17 protein-coding genes and 1 riboswitch are annotated in these 20,667 nt (G+C 40.1%); of the genes, 16 read left to right on the forward strand and 1 reads right to left on the reverse strand.

Features of this window, described 5'->3' with window-relative positions; all coding sequences use genetic code 11:
- Window positions 1-16 precede the first annotated feature (16 nt).
- From AMET_RS02850 to hisIE, 13 genes are all read left to right on the forward strand, one after another.
- Window positions 17-1,315, forward strand: a complete 1,299-nt coding sequence (locus tag AMET_RS02850) for a homoserine dehydrogenase (RefSeq protein ID WP_011971701.1) — start codon at window positions 17-19, stop codon at window positions 1,313-1,315.
- Window positions 1,316-1,367: 52 nt separating this feature from the next.
- Window positions 1,368-2,429 (forward strand): threonine synthase, encoded by a 1,062-nt coding sequence (gene thrC / locus AMET_RS02855; protein WP_011971702.1) that lies wholly within the window; start codon window positions 1,368-1,370, stop codon window positions 2,427-2,429.
- 1 nt (window position 2,430) lies between these two features.
- Complete coding sequence (gene thrB, locus AMET_RS02860) at window positions 2,431-3,327, forward strand: homoserine kinase (RefSeq protein ID WP_011971703.1); 897 nt, start codon at window positions 2,431-2,433, stop codon at window positions 3,325-3,327.
- A gap of 246 nt (window positions 3,328-3,573) precedes the next feature.
- Window positions 3,574-3,837 carry an HPr family phosphocarrier protein gene (locus AMET_RS02865; RefSeq protein ID WP_011971704.1) on the forward strand — a complete coding sequence of 88 codons (264 nt, stop codon included), beginning with the start codon at window positions 3,574-3,576 and terminating at the stop codon, window positions 3,835-3,837.
- 185 nt (window positions 3,838-4,022) lie between these two features.
- Complete coding sequence (hisZ, locus tag AMET_RS02870) at window positions 4,023-5,213, forward strand: ATP phosphoribosyltransferase regulatory subunit (protein ID WP_011971705.1); 1,191 nt, start codon at window positions 4,023-4,025, stop codon at window positions 5,211-5,213.
- Between the two features lie 99 nt (window positions 5,214-5,312).
- On the forward strand, window positions 5,313-5,942 hold the full coding sequence (gene hisG / locus AMET_RS02875; protein WP_011971706.1) for an ATP phosphoribosyltransferase: 630 nt from the start codon (window positions 5,313-5,315) through the stop codon (window positions 5,940-5,942).
- Between the two features lie 14 nt (window positions 5,943-5,956).
- Window positions 5,957-7,258 (forward strand): histidinol dehydrogenase, encoded by a 1,302-nt coding sequence (hisD, locus tag AMET_RS02880; protein WP_011971707.1) that lies wholly within the window; start codon window positions 5,957-5,959, stop codon window positions 7,256-7,258.
- A gap of 1 nt (window position 7,259) precedes the next feature.
- A complete protein-coding gene (gene hisC / locus AMET_RS02885; protein WP_049765154.1) occupies window positions 7,260-8,339 on the forward strand; it encodes a histidinol-phosphate transaminase in 1,080 nt (359 codons plus the stop codon).
- Between the two features lie 29 nt (window positions 8,340-8,368).
- Window positions 8,369-8,956, forward strand: coding sequence for an imidazoleglycerol-phosphate dehydratase HisB (hisB, locus tag AMET_RS02890; protein ID WP_011971709.1), 588 nt, complete (start codon window positions 8,369-8,371; stop codon window positions 8,954-8,956).
- Window positions 8,957-8,971: 15 nt separating this feature from the next.
- Complete coding sequence (gene hisH / locus AMET_RS02895; protein ID WP_011971710.1) at window positions 8,972-9,580, forward strand: imidazole glycerol phosphate synthase subunit HisH; 609 nt, start codon at window positions 8,972-8,974, stop codon at window positions 9,578-9,580.
- Window positions 9,577-10,290 carry a 1-(5-phosphoribosyl)-5-[(5-phosphoribosylamino)methylideneamino]imidazole-4-carboxamide isomerase gene (hisA, locus tag AMET_RS02900; RefSeq protein WP_011971711.1) on the forward strand — a complete coding sequence of 238 codons (714 nt, stop codon included), beginning with the start codon at window positions 9,577-9,579 and terminating at the stop codon, window positions 10,288-10,290. The genes hisH and hisA overlap by 4 nt, the downstream gene beginning before the upstream one ends.
- A complete protein-coding gene (gene hisF / locus AMET_RS02905; protein WP_011971712.1) occupies window positions 10,287-11,045 on the forward strand; it encodes an imidazole glycerol phosphate synthase subunit HisF in 759 nt (252 codons plus the stop codon). The genes hisA and hisF overlap by 4 nt, the downstream gene beginning before the upstream one ends.
- Window positions 11,046-11,047: 2 nt before the next feature.
- A complete protein-coding gene (hisIE, locus tag AMET_RS02910; protein ID WP_041720282.1) occupies window positions 11,048-11,704 on the forward strand; it encodes a bifunctional phosphoribosyl-AMP cyclohydrolase/phosphoribosyl-ATP diphosphatase HisIE in 657 nt (218 codons plus the stop codon).
- A gap of 98 nt (window positions 11,705-11,802) precedes the next feature.
- On the opposite strand, the gene AMET_RS02915 is transcribed toward hisIE, so the two are convergent.
- Entirely contained in the window at window positions 11,803-15,243 is a 3,441-nt protein-coding gene (locus tag AMET_RS02915; RefSeq protein WP_011971714.1) for a pyruvate carboxylase, read from the reverse strand.
- Between the two features lie 430 nt (window positions 15,244-15,673).
- On the opposite strand from AMET_RS02915, the gene AMET_RS02920 reads away from it, so the two are divergent.
- The 3 genes from AMET_RS02920 (at window position 15,674) to AMET_RS02930 (ending at window position 20,667) form a co-directional block, all read left to right on the forward strand.
- Entirely contained in the window at window positions 15,674-17,173 is a 1,500-nt protein-coding gene (locus AMET_RS02920) for a sodium-dependent transporter (protein ID WP_011971715.1), read from the forward strand.
- A gap of 335 nt (window positions 17,174-17,508) precedes the next feature.
- Window positions 17,509-17,598, forward strand: a riboswitch (cyclic di-GMP riboswitch).
- A 217-nt stretch (window positions 17,599-17,815) separates the two neighbouring features.
- The gene (locus tag AMET_RS02925; protein ID WP_011971717.1) at window positions 17,816-19,558 is read left to right on the forward strand and encodes a methyl-accepting chemotaxis protein; all 1,743 of its coding nucleotides are present in this window, start codon (window positions 17,816-17,818) and stop codon (window positions 19,556-19,558) included.
- A 215-nt stretch (window positions 19,559-19,773) separates the two neighbouring features.
- Window positions 19,774-20,667 (forward strand): glycyl-radical enzyme activating protein, encoded by an 894-nt coding sequence (locus AMET_RS02930; RefSeq protein WP_011971718.1) that lies wholly within the window; start codon window positions 19,774-19,776, stop codon window positions 20,665-20,667.

A 20,667-nucleotide genomic window follows, 5' to 3' on the forward strand; every position in this document is an offset into this window, starting at 1 on the left:
AAGCAAGGACGAGGGGATGATAAAATTGGGGAAAATAAAAATTGCTTTGCTAGGAATGGGAACAGTGGGAACCGGAGTATGGCAGATTGTACATGAGAATAAAGAAGAGATATTGAGAAGCTGTGGCTATGAAATTGAGGTCTCAAAAATTTTAGTGAGGGATTTAGAAAAAAAGAGAAATGCAGATATTCCACAGTCATTATTGACAACAAACTATGAAGAGATTGTCAATGATAAAGAGATCGAAATCGTGGTAGAGCTCATGGGAGGCATTGAGCCAGCTAAGGGCTATATTATGAAGGCCATTGAAAATAAAAAACATGTGGTGACGGCCAACAAAGCATTAATCGCATCCCATGGAGATGAAATCATAGAAAAAGCAAAAGAGAAAAAGGTGATAATCCAATATGAAGCCAGTGTTGGTGGGGGAATTCCAGTTCTACAGGCAATCAAAGAGGGGTTATCAGGCAATAAAATTCAAGAAGTCATGGGAATTGTCAATGGCACAACCAATTATATTTTAACAAAAATGACCAAAGAAAAAGTGGATTTTGAAACGGTATTAAAAGAAGCCCAAGATAAGGGTTATGCAGAAGCAGATCCAACTGCAGATATTGAAGGCTATGATGCAGCACATAAATTAACGATTTTGGCCTCCTTATCCTTTGGATCAAATGTTAACTTTGATAGTGTCTACCGAGAGGGGATCACAAAAATCACACCCTTAGATATTGAATATGCAGATGAATTGGGATATGCCATTAAGCTTTTGGCCATAGGCAAGGAAAAGGACAACGAAATGGAATTGAGAGTTCACCCAACATTTATCCCTTTATCCCATCCATTAGCAGCGGTGGGGGATGCTTTCAATGCAGTCTTTTTAAAGGGCAATGCAGTAGGTGAATTAATGTTTTATGGAAAGGGTGCTGGGGATTTACCAACTGGAAGTGCGGTTGTGGGAGATATGATATCCATTATTAAAAACAAATGTAATTTAGCTGATGAATCCTTGAAAACAGTAGACAAAAAGCCAAATAAGTCTGTGAAGCCTATGTCCGAAATAAATTGTGAATACTATATTCGTGTCATGGTGAAGGATCGACCTGCGGTGTTGGGAAAAATCGCCTCATTAATAGGAGATAGTGGTGTCAGCTTATCCACAGTGATTCAAAAGGGGGAAGGGGACCCTTCTGTATCCCTTGTCTTTATTACACATCGAACAAATGAAGGTAATATAAAGCGAGCCTTAGATGCGATTATAGCAGTCCCTGAGGTAGTAGAGCTTGCCAACCTAATTCGTGTGGAGAATAGCTAGATAGAAAACAACTAAAAACAGCTTAAATAGCTAATAAAGGGAGGCATTCATTATGTGGGAAGGTATCATATCAAAATATAGCAGTTATTTTGGCGTAGCAGATGGGGAAAAGGTCATTACGTTAAATGAAGGAAATACACCTTTAATTGCAGCAGAGAATATAGGAGAGATGCTAGGAGGCATCAAATTATATCTGAAATATGAAGGATTAAATCCAACGGGATCCTTTAAGGACAGAGGGATGACCATGGCGGTTTCTAAGGCTGTGGAAGCAGGAAGCAAAGCCATTATCTGTGCGTCAACTGGAAATACATCAGCGGCAGCGGCAGCCTATGCTGCAAAGGCTGGTATACAATGTTTTGTATTAATTCCTAATAAAAAAATTGCACTTGGAAAGCTTTCACAGGCCGTTATTTATGGAGCTAAGATCATACCTGTAGAGGGGAACTTTGATGATGCCCTACGGATTGTACAGGAGATTGCGGCTGAAGGAAGGGTGACTCTAGTGAATTCAGTTAACCCCTATCGTTTAATTGGTCAAAGATCAGGGGCTTATGAGGTTTGTGAGCAATTAGAGGGGGAAATTGACTATTTATCTATTCCTGTAGGGAATGCAGGTAATATCTCTGCCTACTGGGCAGGGTTTAAAGATTACTTTGAAGCAGGGAAACTGAAAAAGTTACCTGTCATGCTAGGATTTCAGGCTGAGGGGGCTGCACCTATCGTTGAAAATCGAATTTTCGAAAATCCGGAGACTGTTGCAACGGCCATTCGAATTGGGAACCCTGCCAGCTGGGAAAAGGCAGTGGCTGCCCGGGATGATTCCAAAGGACTGATAGATAAGGTAACTGATGAAGAAATATTAAGTGCCCAAAGACTCTTAGCATCAAAGGAAGGGATTTTTGTTGAGCCAGCCTCTGCTGCCAGTGTAGCTGGGGTCATTCAACTTAGCAAAAAAGGTTATTTTAAAAAGGGTCAAAAAGTCGTATGCGTGTTGACGGGGAATGGGTTAAAGGATCCCTCTGTAGTAGATGTGGAGAAGGAACTCAAGGTCTATGGCGTACATACGGAGGAAATAAAAATACTCATTAATGAATGTTTAGGAGGAGAGTAATATGATACATGTGACTGTACCAGCTACCACTGCCAATGTGGGACCTGGATTTGACTGCTTAGGAATTGCTCTTTCTCTATATAATCATATTGAAGTGGAGGAAATACCTGAGGGACTGGTCATAGAAGTAAGTGGTGTGGATCAGGATCTGATTGAAAAAGATGAGGGAAATTTAGTTTATCAAAGCATGTTAAAGGCTTTTAAAGCCATTGGGTACCAACCTTCAGGATTAAGGATCAAGCAGTATAATGGCATTCCTGTGGCCAGAGGATTAGGAAGTAGCGCTGCTTGTATTGTCGGGGGAGTTTTGGCGGCCAACAAAATGTGTGGAAGTCCATTGAGCCAAGATGAAATGCTAGAAATTGCCGTGGAGGTAGAGGGTCACCCGGACAATGTGGCTCCTGCATTACTTGGTGGTGTTGTTGTATCCAATCGGTATGAAGGAAAGACCCATTATGTTAGGGCTCTGGTGCATGAGGATTTGAAGTTTTTAACAGCAATTCCTAATGTGCCTCTCGGTACAAAGGAAGCAAGAGATGCTTTGCCAAGGGTTGTGGCCTTTGAAGATGCTGTGTTTAATGTAGGGAAATCTTCATTGTTAGTGGCGGCTCTGTTTTCAGGAGACCTAGAGAAAATCAAACCAGCCCTACAGGATCGACTACATCAGTCCTATCGCGCTAAGCTCATGAGCTCATTAGAGTCTGTTTTTTTAGAAACAGAAAAAGCCCATTTAGATAGTGTTTTTTTAAGTGGAGCGGGACCAACAGTGATCTTACTGAGATGGCAAAAAGAGGGACAGCGGGAAATAAAGTTTAGAGATATCATTTATCGCATGGAGGAAAATTGGGAAATACAAGATTTAAAAGGAGATAACATAGGTGCCCAGGTATTGAATTAGATTATCAGTCCCTAATTCAAGAATTTATTTAGTACAAAATCAAGTGAAGGTGCTGTTGATGCCATTAAAAATGCACTAGCTCAAGCAAAAAATTAAAAAAATAGATTTTGAGCTTCATAGGTGATTGACATTTTTGCGTACTCAGGGTACAATAGATAAAATCCAACTCCGTCGCAGGTCCTCTACAAGGGTTTGTTGCGGAGCTTTTTTTTAGAAGTACGTCATGAGGAGACAGGGGGAGTAAGGATGTGTAGGGGAGAGGTCGTATTAACAAATGAATTGGGATTGCATGCAAGGGCTGCAAGTGCATTTATTAAAGAATCGTCAAAGTACAAGTGTGAAATAAAAATTCTCAAAGACAATAATGAGTATAATGGAAAGAGTATTATTAGTATATTGGGTATGGGGGCTGTAACTGGTGATTCAATTACGATCATTTGTGATGGTAGTGATGAAAAAAAAGCCCTAGAGACTTTAATCCAGCTGGTAAAAAATCAATTTCATGAGTAATGCAAGGGATGAAATCTTAAAACAAGAAAGCTGAGAACGATCATATGATCATTGTTCTCAGCTTTTTTTTTTATAACTGTTGACAATGGCATGAGAATATATTAAAATATTGTCTATATACTTTTTCGATTTAACGCTTTAACGTAGTAAAGAAAGCGACTAATTTAAGGATAGGGAGTGGGGGAATGGTTTTAGAAAAGGTGTTTTTGCCCGAGGGGGTACAGGATCTACTCATGAAGGACTGCCATCACCGGCGATTGATAGAGGGGCGACTGATGGAGGAATGGGTCAAACAAGGCTATATGGAGGTCAGTAGTCCTACTTTAGAGTATTATGACTTGTTCAGGCAAGGAGAGCAAATGCTCAGGGGAAATAAAATGTTTAAACTAATAGATGCCAAGGGAGATTTACTTGTACTAAGGCCCGATGGCACCCTGCCTATTGCTAGAATGGTAGCCACAAAAATGAAGGATATGGTATATCCCCTTAAGATTTGCTACATACAGGATATTTTTCGACTAGATCAAGAACAAGCCGGAAAGCAAAGGGAATTTAGGCAAGCCGGGGTCGAGGTTTTTGGGGTGGAATCTTATGAAGCTGACGGACAGGTGATTATCACTGCGATTGAAAGTCTTAAGGCCCTAGGTTTGAGTGATTTTCAAATTGAAATAGGACAAACGAAAATATTACAAAGTATATTGGATTCAATGGCAGTTACCACTGATGAAAAAGATGAAATTATCATGCTAATCCATAACAAAAATTTTAGTACCCTGGAGTCTTTATTGGAGAAACTGGACATTGATCCTAAAACACGATTGATTTTAAAGGAGATTCCCAATCTTTTCGGAACTCCCCAGGGGGTAATGGAGTCAGTAGCCGCCCTGCCCATCAATGACAATATAAAACGAGCACTTGAAGAATTACAACAGATTTGTCACATGATACAAGCATATGGATTTGGGCAATATATTTCCGTAGATTTAGGTATGACTGCCCCCTTAGGATATTATACCGGTATTATTTTTAAAGGATTTACAAAGGACTTAGGAACCATCCTTTGTAGTGGGGGACGTTATGACCGATTGCTAATGAGTTTTGGAATGAACTGTCCTGCCACGGGCTTTGCTCTACTCATTGATCAGATCAGAAAGGCACTACATCTCGGACAGCAGAAAAAAAAGGAATCAGGACCTCCCTATTACTTATTGGTAAGCCATGAAGGACGTCATGAGGAAGTGGCAAAGGAAGCAACGCGGTTGAAGAAAACAGGCTGTATTGTGGAGGTAAGCCTACTAAAGGACCCCCAGGCCATTGACATCTATGCTAAGCGAAGAGGCGTAGATAAAATTATTGAAATAGGAGAGAAAAAATAGGTCCTTGGGCAGTGAAATTCGTTTAATGTGATGACAAGGACTCACGGAGCACTTAAGTAAATCAGCGTTAATTCAGATTAAGTTTTAAGGGGGATTTAAATGAATGTGATTAAAATTGCATTAGCTAAAGGACGGCTTGCGGATCAATCAGTAAAATTATTGGAGTCCATTGGAATCGATTGTGGGCCATTGTTAGATAAGGGAAGAAAGCTGATTGTGGCACTTCCTAAGGATCATTTGGAAGTGGTTTTTGTGAAGGCTCCCGATGTACCCACATACGTGGAGCATGGGGCTGTGGACATGGGGATTGTGGGAAAGGATGTTCTGCTGGAGGCCAATAAACAGCTTTATGAGGTATTGGATTTACAGTTTGGGAAATGTAAATTTTCAGTAGCGGGAAGTACTTCTATGGAAAATTACCCTACACCACATATGCGAGTGGCCACAAAGTATCCTAATATAGCCAAGAATTTCTTTCAATCTAAGGGACAATCGGTGGAGATTATTAAGCAAGAGGGTTCTGTAGAGTTAGCGCCCATGGTAGGCTTGGCCGATGTTATTGTGGACATAGTAGAAACAGGGAACACCCTTAGGGAAAATGGGCTTATGGTTTTTGAAGATATTGTTGAGATTAGTGCCAGATTAGTATTGAACCAAGTAAGTTATAAAACAAAACATCAGGAAATACGAGGATTGATTGATCGGATTGCTGAAAAAACAGGAAAGTAAAGGGGGAGCAATGGATGGAAGTTTTAGATTTTAAAGACATAGATCAACAGACTCTATTGGCAAAGCTAGAAGGCAGAAACACCTTGGATTTTAGAGAATATAACGAAGTGGTTCAGGAAATTTTAGATGAGGTGAACAAGAAGGGAGATCAGGCCCTACTGTCATATACGGAAAAATTTGATGGGGTGAAATTAACCAGTGGGGATCTATTAGTGAAGCCTGAAGAATTTGAAAGGGCCTATGAAAAAGTGAGCGAGGATTTTATTAAGGCACTTCGAGTGGCCATTGAAAATATTCGGGCGTACCACAGTCGACAAAGGCAAAATTCTTGGTTTATCTCAGAGCAACAGGGAATTTTTTTAGGGCAAAAGATTACCAGTATTGCCCGGGTTGGCATTTATGTGCCAGGGGGAACCGCAGCTTATCCATCTTCGGTTTTAATGAATGCCATACCAGCCCTGGTAGCTGGCGTTAAAAGAATTGCAATGGTGACGCCACCATTGAAGGATGGATCTGTTAATCCTAACGTTTTAGTGGCAGCCAAGGAACTGGGAATTGAAGAAATTTATAAGGTAGGAGGGGCCCAGGCCATTGGGGCTTTAGCCTTTGGAACAGACAGTATCCCAAAGGTGAATAAAATCGTGGGACCTGGTAATATTTATGTGGCCACAGCCAAGAGATTGGTCTATGGCTATGTAGACATTGATATGATCGCAGGGCCCAGTGAAATTTTAGTGATTGCAGATGAAAGTGCCAATCCAAGATATGTGGCTGCGGATTTACTATCCCAAGCAGAGCATGATACATTGTCTTCAGCTATTTGCATTACCACCAGCAGATTCCTGGCAGAGCAGATCAAGACAGAACTCATCAGACAAACAAAGGAATTAGAGCGGAAAGAGATTGTTGAAGCATCCCTGAAGCAATTTGGTCAAATCATTGTTGTGGAAACACTAGAAGAAGCAACGACTTTGGCTAATGAAATTGCACCAGAGCATTTAGAGCTCTGCGTGGCCCAGCCATTTGAGCTAGTACAGGCAATCGAAAATGCAGGGTCAATTTTTCTAGGACATTTCGCTCCTGAATCCTTGGGAGATTATATAGCTGGACCCAATCATGTGCTTCCCACCAGTGGAACAGCTAAATTCTATTCGCCATTATCTGTAGATGATTTTATTAAGAAATCCAGTTTGCTTTATTATGACCGCAGTGCTTTGGAAAAGGTGAAAAATGAGGTGATGATCCTTGCCCAGGTGGAGGGACTCACAGCACACAAAAATGCAGTGAAGGTGAGGTTTGAAGAAGATGAGGAATGATTTGGTTAGAAAAAGTATTGAGAAGTTACAGCCCTACGAACCTAATGAAATTTATTGTGATATCAAACTCGATGCCAATGAAAATAATGGTGCCACCATGCTCTGGAACGAAAAAATTGCCAAGGCCCTTATGGGATTACAGATTAATCAGTATCCTGACACTAATGCAGAAGAGATTAAAGGGATTCTAGGAAGACAACTGGGGGTTCAAAAGGATCAATTGGTCATTGGTTGTGGTTCTGATCAACTGATTACCATGCTATTCAATGCATTTGTGGATTCTAAAGATCGAATTTTAACCCTATCCCCTACTTTTAGTATGTACAGGGTTGCCTGTGACATTGCTGGAGGCATAACGGTGGAAGCGCCCCTAGGCAAGGATTTTGAATTTGATTATTTTACATTCATTAAGGCAGTAAAAAAAGTAGAACCAAAGATGATCTTTTTAACCAATCCTAATAATCCAACCGGAGGGGTTATTTCAAGAGAACATATCATCAAAATAATTGAGAACACAACAGCTGTGGTGGTGGTGGATGAGGCCTATTATGAATTTTATGGAGAGACAGTGGCGGACTTGGTCAACTACTATTCAAACTTAATTGTTTTAAGGACACTGTCCAAGGGCTATGGATTGGCAGGGGCTAGAATTGGTTATTCCATAAGCAATAAAACAGTAACCAGGGTGTTGAAGAAGGTGAAACCACCCTATAATGTCAGTAGCCTAGACCAAATCGCTGCAAAGGTATGTCTGGAAAATAAAGTTTTATTGCAGGAAAGCCTAAGGGAAGTCATTGAAGAACGAGAGAATTTGATAGCGGCATTGGAATCCGTTGACGAAATTAAAACATTTAAAACCAAAGGGAATTTTGTTTTGATAGAGGTAGAAGAGGCAAAATTATTATTCAACTATTTAACAGAAACCGGTATTGCGGTACGTTACTTTGGTGGACAGGGCCCATTGAAGAATTGTATTCGAATTTCCGTGGGAACAAAGGAAGAAAATCGGGTTTTGATGAAGGCAGTTAAGGGTTATTTTATTAAAAAAACTGAATCCTTGGCGTCGGGAGTCAGTGCATAACAAGGCAGATTTCACAAGGGGGATTAAATATGACAAGAAGTTATCGAGGGGATCGTAGGACAAAGGAAACGGATATCGAACTCATTCTTAACTTAGATGGGAAGGGCCAAGGGAAAATTGCAACTGGTATTGGTTTTTTTGATCATATGCTAGAGCAAATTATGAAGCATGGACAGTTGGATCTAGAACTCAAGGCTGTTGGAGATATTGAAGTAGACTTTCATCACACAGTAGAGGACGTGGGGATCTTAATGGGAAAAGCAATTGCTGAGGCCCTGGGAGATAAAAAAGGGATTGTACGATATGCCACTGCCTTCATCCCCATGGATGAAGCACTGTCCATGGTTTCCATGGACATCAGCGGACGCCCATTTTTACAGTATGGAGTAAACTACTCAGGAGAGTTTGTAGGGCAGTTTGAAGTACAGCTGGTAGAAGAATTTTTTAGAGCTCTGGCATTTAATAGTGGGATCACCCTACATATTCAAACCCAATATGGAAGAAATAATCATCATATTGTAGAAAGTATTTTCAAGGCCTTTGCAAAGGCCCTAAGGGAAGCAATCACCATCGATCCGCGAATCGAAGGGGTACTATCGACTAAGGGAAGTCTCTAAGGGGGAGTGAGAGAAATGATCGCAATTATAGATTATGGTATGGGCAATTTAAGAAGTGTTCAAAAGGCTTTTGAAAAAATGGGAATACAAGCGGTTATCACGGCGGAGCAAGCTGTGATTGAATCAGCCCAGGGATTAGTAATTCCTGGGGTGGGAGCCTTTGAGGATGCCATGAAAAACCTAAGGGACAAAAAATTAGATCAGTGGATTATGGAGGCAGTGGAAAAACAAACCCCTCTTTTAGGAATTTGCTTAGGAATGCAAGTCCTATTTCAGTGGGGAGAAGAAGGGGAAGGATGTCAAGGTTTGGGGTTATTAAAGGGAGATGTTGTGAAGCTACCCGAGGGAGAAAAAATTCCCCATATGGGCTGGAATGCACTAGAAGACCTTAAAAAATGTCAACTTCTAGAGGGAGTTGGACAGGGAGATTATGTTTACTTTGTCCATTCCTACTATGTAAGACCTGAGGTTGATGAAGTAATCAAGGCCCGAGCAGGCTATGGTATCAATGTACCGGCGATTGTACAACAGGATCATATTCTAGGGGTACAATTCCATCCAGAAAAAAGTGGCGATGTGGGACTACAAATCCTAAAAAAATTTGGGGAGATGGTGTATCAATGATCATTTATCCAGCAATAGACATTCAAGGAGGACAGTGTGTTAGACTGACCCAGGGAAAAAAAGAAGAACGTAAAATGTACTTTGATTCTCCTCAGGCAGTAGCCCAAAGATGGCAGGCGGAGGGGGCCGAATTTATCCATGTAGTGGATTTAGACGGTGCCTTTGGTAAGGGAGAAGAGAACATGGAAGCTATTGAAGCCATTGTGAAGGCAGTGGAGATTCCCATTCAAGTAGGGGGCGGTATTAGAAGCATTGAGAAAATTCAACAACTACTAGACCTTGGGGTAACCCGTGTGATTCTAGGAACCAAGGCCTTAACCGACGAAGCATTTTTAAGAGAGGCTATCGAAAAATATGGGGATAGGATCATTGTTTCCATTGATGCCAAAGAGGGCTATGTAGCAACGGAAGGCTGGGTGAAAACCAGTAGTCGAAGGGCTTTGGATTTTGCTAAATCCATCGAGGAGATAGGTGTGAAACGAATTGTGTATACAGATATTGCTAAGGATGGCATGCTCCAAGGACCCAACTTTGATGAGATTCAAAGGATGAAGGATTCAGTGGGGATGGAAGTGATTGCATCGGGAGGCATTTCATGTGAAACGGATCTCCAGGGATTAAAGGAGATGGATGTTAAAGGGGTGATCGTTGGAAAGGCACTCTATGAAGGCAAGGTTCAACTGGGGAAATTAAGGGGGATGGATATATGATTACCAAACGAATTATTCCTTGCCTCGATGTTCGCAAGGGACGGGTGGTGAAGGGTGTCAATTTTGTTGACATAAAGGATGCCGGGGACCCTGTGGCCTTGGCTAGGGCCTATAATGACCAGGGGGCCGATGAGATTGTATTTTTAGACATCACTGCCTCCCATGAGGAACGATATATTTTGCTGGATGTCGTAAAAAAGACCTCGGAGGAGATTTTTATTCCATTGACTGTAGGGGGTGGCATTCGAACAGTGGAGGACATGAGACAGATTATAAAATCTGGAGCCGATAAGGTTTCCATCAATTCCAGTGCTGTGAAAAATCCTAGTATGATTACAGATTGTGCCAGACAATTTGGTAGCCAAGCAGTGGTGATTGCCATGGATGTCAAAAGAGGAGCAGATGGCAGGTATGAGGTATATGTCAGAGGGGGAAGAGAAAAGACAGGACTTGAGGCAGTGGACTGGGCAAGAAGGGTAGCCCAATTAGGGGCAGGGGAGATCCTCCTAACCAGTATGGATCGAGATGGGACAAAATCAGGATATGATTTAGAGATTACAAAGCGAATCAGCCAGGCAGTGAATATTCCTGTGATTGCATCGGGAGGTGCAGGTAGTGTTCAGGATTTTGCTGATGCCTTTATAGAGGGGCAGGCCGATGCAGCTCTGGCCGCATCATTATTTCATTATAACGAAGTATCAATTCCTCGGTTAAAGCAAAGCTTGCATGAAATGGATATATCAATGAGAAGGTAGGGATGAGGGTGAAAGGACTAGAAGAAGTTACATTTGACGAAAAAGGATTGGTTGCGACCATTATACAAGAGATGAGTAGTAATGAGGTATTGATGGTAGCCTATATGAATAGAGAATCCCTTAAAAAGACACTGGAAACCAAGGAAACCTGGTTTTGGAGCCGAAGTAGAGGTGAACTGTGGCATAAGGGCGGAACTTCAGGGCATATTCAGCGGGTTAAGGAAATGAGATACGATTGTGATGGAGATGCATTGCTGGTGAAAGTGGAGCAAACTGGAGTCGCCTGTCACACGGGAGAAAAGAGCTGTTTTTATAGCACGTTATATAAAGAAGAAGCAGTCAAGAAGAAAGAAGCTATGTTGGAGGAAAGTGAAAATATTGAGGAGCTACTGAGTTCTCTTTATGAAAGAATTGTGGATCGAAAAGCACATCCAAAACAAGGGTCTTATACAAATTATTTATTCGATAAGGGCGTTGATAAAATATTAAAAAAGGTAGGGGAAGAGGCTTCCGAGGTGATCATTGCAGCTAAAAACCCCGGAAAAGAAGAGCTGGTCAGTGAAACAAGTGACCTACTTTATCACCTGCTGGTATTGTTAGTAGAAAAGGGTGTGTCCCTTGAGGCGATCTATCAAGAGCTCAATAGTAGAGAAAAGTGATATGATTTTTGTAAAAAAGTGCCCATTTGATGAAAGTATGGCTAATCATCAAATGGGCATTTCTTATGTTTTTTGGATTCTTTTAGTTTTTTACTCTTTTACTGTTCTTTAAATTTAATCAATAACTCACCTGATTGAACCTGTTGCTTTTCCTTAACCAAGATAGATTCTATCACACCGGATACTGGAGCGGTAATACTTGCCTCCATTTTCATGGCTTCAAGAATGATGATGGGTTCCTTTGCCTTGATGGTGTCGCCTTCCTTAACAAGAACCTTCAAGACTGTTCCAGGAATGCTTGCACCGATCTCAAGCTTGTTATGTGGATCTGCCATTTTGATGGCGTCTACGCTGATTTCAGATCCTCTATCTTTATCTAAGATTTGAACTTCTCTTCGATTGCCATTGACCTCAAATATCACATTTCGATGGCCGGTATTGTTCAATCTTCCAATATGCAATAGTTTAAGAATCAAGACTTTACCTTGAGCTATCTCAACCTCACAGGTTTCCCCTTCTTCTAAACCGTGGAAGAAAATATCACTTCCCATGCGACTGAAGTCCCCATAGTCTTTAAGGTATTCTAAATAATCTTCAAAAACCTTTGGATAGAGGGCATAGCTTAACATGTCTTGCTTTGTGGGGGTCAGTTTATGCTTATCCTTTAAATGCTGTTGGATGGCTTGGAAATCTTCGGGTTCAAGCATCTCCCCAGGTCGTACTGTAATTGGTTCCTCTCCCTTTAAAACTAACTTCTGAAGTTCTGGAGGAAAGCCTCCCATGGGCTGTCCCATCATTCCCTTGAAGTAGGATACTGCAGAATCTGGGTAGGCAAGATCCTGTCCCTTTTCAAGGATGTTCTCGGGTGTTAAATCATTTTGTACCATGAAAATAGCCAGATCTCCTACCATTTTAGAGGAAGGAGTCACTTTAACGATGTCACCAACCATGTCATTTACCTGCTTGAACATTTCCTTCACATCACCAAATCGATGACCCAATCCAAAGCTTTCTACTTGAGGCTTAAGATTGGAATATTGACCACCAGGGATTTCATACTTATAAATTTCTGTTGTTCCTGATTTCAATCCAGACTCAAATTGGCTGTAAACAGGTCTAACGGCATCCCAGTAGGTTGAAATTGCTTCAAGGTCATCAAGCTTAATCCCCGTAGCTCTTTCTGTGTTTTCTAGGGCAGCCACAACAGAGTTTAATGCAGGTTGACTTGTCAATCCTGACATACTATTGAAGGTGGTATCAACAATATCTACCCCTGCTTCGGCGGCCATTAAAATGGTTGCAACGCCATTGCCACTTGTATCATGAGTATGCAAATGAATGGGCATGGATACTTCTTGCTTCAATGCATGGATCAGTTTATAAGCAGCATAGGGCTTTAATAGGGCGGACATATCTTTAATGGCTAAAATATGAGCACCTGTTTTTTCAATATCCTTTGCCATATTTACATAATATTGTAGTGAATACTTATCTCGACTTGTGTCTAAAATATCACCTGTATAGCAGATGCAGGCCTCGGCAATTTTACCTGTTTTTAGCACTTCATCGATGGCGACCTCCATGCCCTTCAACCAGTTGAGAGAGTCGAAAATTCTAAATAAATCGATACCACTGGCTGCCGATTCTTGAATAAACTCACGAATCACATTATCTGGATAGTTCTTATAACCAACGCCATTGCTTCCTCTTAAAAGCATTTGAAACAGAATATTAGGCACTTTTTTTCGTAGGGCCTCTAATCGAGCCCAAGGGGACTCCTTTAGAAAGCGGTAGGACACATCAAATGTTGCGCCGCCCCACATTTCTAGAGAAAATAAATCCTGACCTAATATAGAAGTGGCCTTAGCAATCTTCACCATATCCTTTGTACGTACCCGGGTTGCCATGAGGGACTGATGGGCATCTCTCATTGTTGTATCGGTTAAGAGTAGTTTTTCTTGATTTTTAACCCAATTGACTATACCTGCAGGTCCTTCTTGATCTAAGATTTGCTTAGTACCGCTCAACCCTAAAGGTCTCTCAACATATGGAACGGTAGGAACATCAAACTCTCTTTTGATACCCTTGGTTTCATTGACTACTTTTTCCCCTATGAACTTTAGGATTTTCAACTCTTTGTTGTTTTTGGGGGCAATATCAAATAGGTCTGGATGATCCGCAATAAAGTTGGTATCACAATCTCCCTTTATAAAGGTTTCATGGTTGAGTACATTAATTAAAAAGGCTGTATTGGTTTTAACACCACTTATTTTTAGCTCTTTAATGGAACGAATCCCTTTTTTGATGGCATCATCGAAGGTTCTAGACCAAGAAGTGGTCTTAACCAGGAGGCTGTCATAGTAAGGGCTAATGGTGGCACCTGTAAATCCATTGCCACCATCTAATCTGATCCCGAAGCCGGATCCAGTTCGATATTCTGTGATTTTCCCCGTATCTGGAGCAAAGTGATTAGCAGGATCCTCACTGGTAACGCGACACTGGATGGAATAACCATTGGCCTTGATATTTTCTTGAGAGCCAATGCCTACCTGTGATGAGTTCAATGGATAGCCTTGGGCAATTAAAATTTGACTTTGAACGATATCGATCCCTGTAATCATTTCAGTGACGGTATGCTCTACCTGAATCCTTGGATTCATTTCGATAAAATAATGGTCACCATGAGCATCAACTAGAAATTCCACAGTGCCAGCATTTCGATAATGTACAGCTCTAGCTATTTTCAAAGCGTCGTGACAGATTGCCTCTCGCTTTTCCTGGGATAGGGAAACTGCAGGGGCGAATTCGATTAGTTTTTGATGACGTCTTTGAATAGAACAATCTCGCTCTAAAAGATGAACGATATTTCCGTATTTATCTCCTAAGATTTGCACTTCAATATGCTTGGGTTTTTCAATATATTTTTCAATAAAGATACTATCGATACCAAAGGCCTTTTTAGCTTCACTTCTAGCACTTAAAAAGGACTCTACAAGATCTTCTTCTTGGGTAACAATGCGCATTCCTCGACCTCCACCACCGGCAGCGGCCTTCAACATAACGGGATATCCACATTCCCCAGCAAATCGTAATGCTTGGGCCTCATCAGCAATAGGTTTTTCTACTCCAGGAATAACCGGTACCCCAGCGGCCTTTGCCACGAGCTTTGATTGGATCTTATCTCCTAATTGCTCGATCATGACATGGGTGGGTCCAATGAATTCAATCCCTGCCTCTTCACATTTTTTTGAAAACTCTGGATTTTCTGCTAAGAAACCATATCCTGGATGAATTGCATCGACTCCCTTTTTCAAGGCAAGGGCAATGATTTCATCTATGGCTAAATACGCTTCTACCGGTCCTTTATTAGAACCTATTTGGTAGGATTCATCGGCCTTTGTTCTAAACAGAGCGCACTTATCTTCATTTGAATAAATTGCCACAGTACGAATGCTAAGTTCCTGACAAGCTCTGAAAATTCTAATGGCAATTTCACCGCGATTTGCCACTAGGATCCGTTTGAATTTTTTTGTTTCCATTATAAGCCACTCCTTCCGTTACTAGTTTGTGAATTATGCTACCAAATCATTCAATGGCAATCATTGAATTCTACATGATGGATAAAACTTCAGTGAATGTATAAACATGATTTGGAATGCATAAATAAAAGTATATTACTATATTATCTAATAATTCTTACTAATTGGCAAGAAAAATATTTTTTTTATTCATAAAAATAAATTATTGATTTATTATGACAGAAAAGTTAGATAGACTTTATATATTTGTCAAAATATCATCTTCCTTGAATATACTTAATAAAGAAATAGAGACAACATCAACTTTCATAATTTAATGACCTGTTTCAGAAAATAGGGTAATATATAAAGGAGTTGATTTATAAATGAGAGGAGAGAAGAAGCAAAAGTGTGAAAGTTTATTCACTCTAAAAAGTAAGGAGGATGATTTATGAGTCAAAAAAATGAACAATGGGGAAGTAGAATAGGATTCATTGCAGCAGCCATTGGGATGGCCATAGGCACGGGAAATATTTGGCGTTTTCCTAGGGTAGCAGCAGCCAATGGTGGGGGACCCTTCGTCATTGCATGGACCATTGCACTATTTGTATGGGCTATTCCACTATTAATGGGTGAAATGGTAATGGGTAGGAAAACTGGATTGGGAACCATCGGTGCATTTAGAGATTTTGTCGGAAAAAAATACACATGGATGGGGACATGGATTGCGGTTGTTTGTTTAGGCATTATGTTTTATTACTCAGTAGTAATGGGATGGACAATGAAGTACTTCACTTTAGCGGTTTCTGGTGCATTTCAACCTGGAGTCACCACGGCGCAAACAGAAGCAATTTGGAATGTGTTCACCACAACACCTTCTCAAACAATCACATTTCACTTTCTATCGATGTTGATTGCTGGATTTATTATTTACAAGGGAGTTAAAGGTGGGATTGAAAAAGCTTCAAAGATTATGATCCCAACACTTTTCGTCTTGTTAATTGCAGCTGTCATTAGAGCCTTGACACTTCCAGGGGCATTACAAGGATTGGAATACTTATTTACACCGAACCTTCATATGTTAAAGAACCCAACAATATGGCTAGAGGCATTTACCCAAGCAGCATGGTCAACTGGAGCCGGTTGGGGATTTATCATTACCTACTCTGTTTACACCAAGCAGAAGGAAGATGTGGCAGGAAACTGTATGATTATGGGTTTTGGAGACAATATTGGGGCTTTGATTGCAGCGATGACAGTATTGCCAGCCATTTATGCCCTATCCCCAACCCCTGAGTTTGCAGCTGAAGCCTTATCCTCAGGAAACACAGGAATTACCTTTATTTACTTGGCACAGCTCTTTACAACAATGCCAGCAGGACAGTTTTTAGCAGCCATTTTCTTCTTGGCAATGGCAATTTCAGCTTTATCCTCTCTGCTTCCTATGATTGAGGTAGGGGTTAGAAACCTTATGGATATGGGTTTTGATCGTAAAAAGGCAACGGCTTCAATTGTGGTAGCGGGATTTCTGTTAGGGATTCCTTCAGCCTATAGTTTGCATTTCCTAGACAATCAAGATTGGGTTTGGGGAGTGGGACTATTAGTCAGTGGTCTCTTTGTTGCCTTTGCCTTGGCAAAGTATGGTCTTGAAAGAGCTAGAAATAATGATATTAATACAGAATGGGCTGACTTTAAAGTTGGAAAATGGTGGTCCACATGTATTCGATTATTCCCGGTATTCTTTGTTGTGGTTACGGGGTGGTGGTTTATGCAAGCAATCTCGTGGTATCCAGGTAATTGGTGGGCTCCATTTGAGGTCTTTAGTGCAGGAACCATTGTATTCCAATGGGCAATCTTGATTGTCATTGCACTACTGACCAATAATTGGCTAGCAAGTAAAATTGGTGCAGGTAGAGACATTACCCAGGGTGATGACGAGAGTGTCTTATAAGGAGGAGATTATATGTCAGGAACTTCTATTATCATGATGATTTTGGTACTGGGATTTTATGTAGTAGGTTTTGCTTTCTTGGTAAATAGGGCCTTTGGAGCTAAAAGGCCATAGTAATATTTTAAAAACCTTAGACTCTCTCCCTTCGGGGAGAGGGTCTGAAATTTATGGAAATGGGGGCTATGATCTTGTGGGCACCTGTTTATTTAAACCTACTTAGGGTAATAAGATACTATACAGTAAAGACTATTTTGGTAATGATTACTATTGATTTAGTTTGGCTTAAACTGTACAATGAAAGCCATTGTAGTTTAACTTAAATTGTATAATATCAACGTTGATAAGGGCAAACTTACTGAAAAGTAAGGACGCAAAGCCATGAGTCTAAGGGAAGTTTTTATTCCTATGATTGTCAGGTTGCAAATCTTAGACTAATGTATCTATTAGGAGAAGGCACCTTTATCAAGGGGTCTTCTTTTTTATATGTTTTTTTAGGGTATCAGCAAGTAAAACACTGTAATCATGAGGGAGAAGACAATATAAAGGGAGGTATGTATTACTTCGTGGTCTCAAATGAGTAGTAGATTTATGGTTGATGACACGTATAGAGTTATACACATCTGAACGGGGAGGAACATAAAAATGAAAAGCATAAAAACAAAACTCATTATCTATTTTTGTACGTTAATTCTTTTTACCACTTTAATCATCAGTTTCTTAGCATATAATAGCGGGTTAAATGGGATGCAGGAATTAGAAGAGGAATTATTAAGAGAAAAACTGATGGGGGATATTGCTTCATCGACATTCTATTTACAGCAGTATTTTGGAAATGTAGAGTATGAAAATGGTCAATTGATAGATGCGAAAGGGAATAACATAGAAGGTAATAATGAAATGGTTGATGCCATTCTAAAAGACATGGGAAGTGCAGCCACTATATTTGCTAAAAGTGATGACGATTTCAAAAGAATTGCAACAAATATTATGGGAGAAGACGGACAAAGAGCCGTAGGTACATATCTGGGGAAAGATAGTTTGGCTTATGGTGATGTAGCCCAAGGAAAACAATTTGTGGGAGAAGCGATGATTTTAGACAATGCCTATATGACTGTCTATAAGCCGATCAATGATGAAAGTGGAAATACAATAGGAATATTATTTCTTGGTGTACCAAGAGAAAGATCCAATCAATTAATACAGGGACATATCAACGGGCTCAGAAATGGATTGTCGATGGTGACAGTAATTGGATTAATAATAGGAATTATTTTTGTATATACAATAGCCAAAAAAATCGCAGATCCAATCGCTATTTTAGCCTTGGAGATTGAGAAAATATCAAATTATGATTTGTATTTTGACGAAAATAGTAAAACGAAAAAGTATTTAAACAATAAAGATGAGATAGGAACCATTACCAGGGCACTGGATGTTATGCAAAGGAATTTGATTGATCTCGTTAAAGACATATCTGGGACAGCCCAGCAAGTAGCGGCTTCCGCTGAAGAGTTAACTGCTACCAGCCAACAATCTGCTACTGCGGCAGATGAAGTAGCTAAAACCATTGAAGAAATTGCTGAAGGGGCCAACGACCAAGCAAAGGATACGGAAAAGGGAGTTGAACATGTCAATGAGTTAGGTGAGTTAATTGAAAAAGATCAACAATACATCAAAGATTTGAATATTTCTGCAAATGAAGCTACTAAATTAAAGGATGAAGGCTTTAAAATATTAAAGGATTTGGTGGAAAAAACAAAGATTAATAGTGAATCTACAGAAGAAGTTTATACGATTATTGTCAATACGAATGAAAGTGCAGAAAAAATAGAAAATGCCAGCCAAATGATTAGAAGTATTGCAGAACAAACGAACCTACTAGCTCTAAATGCAGCCATAGAAGCAGCAAGAGCAGGGGATGCAGGTAGGGGTTTTGCAGTAGTGGCAGAAGAAATAAGAAAACTAGCAGAACAATCTAATTCATTTACAAAGGAAATTGCTGGTATTATTAAGGAATTAACAGATAAAACAGGACATGCCGTTGACACAATCCAAGAGGTGGAGAAGGTCACTGCATCACAAACAGAAAGTGTCCAGTTTACCAACGATAAATTTAAAGGCATCAATGGTGCAATTGAGAAGATGAAGGAAATCATAACGGAAATCAATCAATCAAGTGAAAAAATGGGAGGGAAAAAGAACCAAATCATAGAAATCATTGAGAATCTCTCAGCCATATCACAAGAAAATGCAGCCGGGACTGAGGAAGCCTCGGCATCGGTAGAAGAGCAGACTGCATCTATGGGAGAAATAGCTAATGCAAGTGATTCATTGGCACGATTAGCTGAAGAAATGCAAGGGGCCATTGCTAAATTTAAGTATTAAAATAGCAATATACTTTTAAAAGAACCATAGAGCCATGAATAGATAAGTAAAACCTCTTGGGTAATTTCACATACCCAAGGGGTTTTACTATTTTTGTAAAAATATTGTTCTTCTACCATTAAAAGATCTATAATATATTAAATAGACAAATATAAGCGATCTATGGGTGTGATAGCTAACTAAGGTGATTTGCTATTTACAAATGAGGTGATAATTTGGAAAAAGGAAGGATATTTAATATACAGCGGTACTCATTGCATGATGGGCCAGGAATCCGCACCACGGTTTTTTTGAAGGGATGTCCCTTAAATTGTTGGTGGTGTCATAACCCTGAAAGCAAGGATAGGAAACAGCAAATACTCTTTACACAGCAGAGATGCATTCATTGTGGTAGCTGCCATGATACCTGTTCTCAAAAGGCTATACAGGAAGGGAAAATTAATGGAGAAAACTGTACTCTTTGTAATAAATGTGTGGATAGATGTCCTACTGAAGCTTTGGAGCTAGTTGGAAAAGACATGACGGTGGCGGAGGTCATGGGGGAGATCGAAAAGGACCGTATATTCTTTGAACAGTCAAAGGGTGGTGTGACATTTTCAGGAGGAGAACCATTGAGTCAGGGGGAATTCCTATATGAACTGTTAAGGGTATGTGGCCAGAAAGGAATTCATCGAGGGGTAGATACTTCGGGTTTTAGTTCTTGGCAGCAGTTAGAAAAGATAGCTGAAGTGACGGATTTGTTTTTATATGATTTAAAGCATATAAACAATGACAAACACATTGAATATACAGGGGTATCTAATCAAGGGATTCTAAGAAATTTAGAGAAGTTATCTGCCCTTCACCACAATATCTATATTCGTATACCTATTATCCCTTATATTAATGATAATGATGAAAATATTTTGGAAACCAGTCGTTACCTTGCTACATTAAATGTAAAGAATGTGACTCTTTTACCTTATCATGATACAGGCATTGATAAATATCAAAAGGTAAAAGAGGATTACAGACTAGTACATGTTAAAGTACCTTCTCAGGAGCAGATGATAGCCATAGCAGAAAAGATGAGAGGCTTTGGACTGAACATTAGAATAGGAGGATCATAA

The sequence above is a fragment of the Alkaliphilus metalliredigens QYMF genome (assembly GCF_000016985.1).
Taxonomy (GTDB): domain Bacteria; phylum Bacillota; class Clostridia; order Peptostreptococcales; family Natronincolaceae; genus Alkaliphilus_A; species Alkaliphilus_A metalliredigens.

Coding starts and splice junctions, on each gene's coding strand:
- AMET_RS02865 (WP_011971704.1), top strand. CDS start 3,574: ATGTGTAGGGGAGAGGTCGTATTAACAAATGAATTGGGATTGCATGCA.
- hisG (WP_011971706.1), top strand. CDS start 5,313: ATGAATGTGATTAAAATTGCATTAGCTAAAGGACGGCTTGCGGATCAA.
- hisB (WP_011971709.1), top strand. CDS start 8,369: ATGACAAGAAGTTATCGAGGGGATCGTAGGACAAAGGAAACGGATATC.
- AMET_RS02920 (WP_011971715.1), top strand. CDS start 15,674: ATGAGTCAAAAAAATGAACAATGGGGAAGTAGAATAGGATTCATTGCA.
- AMET_RS02925 (WP_011971717.1), top strand. CDS start 17,816: ATGAAAAGCATAAAAACAAAACTCATTATCTATTTTTGTACGTTAATT.
- thrC (WP_011971702.1), top strand. CDS start 1,368: ATGTGGGAAGGTATCATATCAAAATATAGCAGTTATTTTGGCGTAGCA.
- thrB (WP_011971703.1), top strand. CDS start 2,431: ATGATACATGTGACTGTACCAGCTACCACTGCCAATGTGGGACCTGGA.
- hisD (WP_011971707.1), top strand. CDS start 5,957: ATGGAAGTTTTAGATTTTAAAGACATAGATCAACAGACTCTATTGGCA.
- hisF (WP_011971712.1), top strand. CDS start 10,287: ATGATTACCAAACGAATTATTCCTTGCCTCGATGTTCGCAAGGGACGG.
- hisZ (WP_011971705.1), top strand. CDS start 4,023: ATGGTTTTAGAAAAGGTGTTTTTGCCCGAGGGGGTACAGGATCTACTC.
- hisH (WP_011971710.1), top strand. CDS start 8,972: ATGATCGCAATTATAGATTATGGTATGGGCAATTTAAGAAGTGTTCAA.
- AMET_RS02915 (WP_011971714.1), bottom strand. CDS start 15,243: ATGGAAACAAAAAAATTCAAACGGATCCTAGTGGCAAATCGCGGTGAA.
- hisIE (WP_041720282.1), top strand. CDS start 11,048: ATGAGGGTGAAAGGACTAGAAGAAGTTACATTTGACGAAAAAGGATTG.
- AMET_RS02850 (WP_011971701.1), top strand. CDS start 17: ATGATAAAATTGGGGAAAATAAAAATTGCTTTGCTAGGAATGGGAACA.
- hisA (WP_011971711.1), top strand. CDS start 9,577: ATGATCATTTATCCAGCAATAGACATTCAAGGAGGACAGTGTGTTAGA.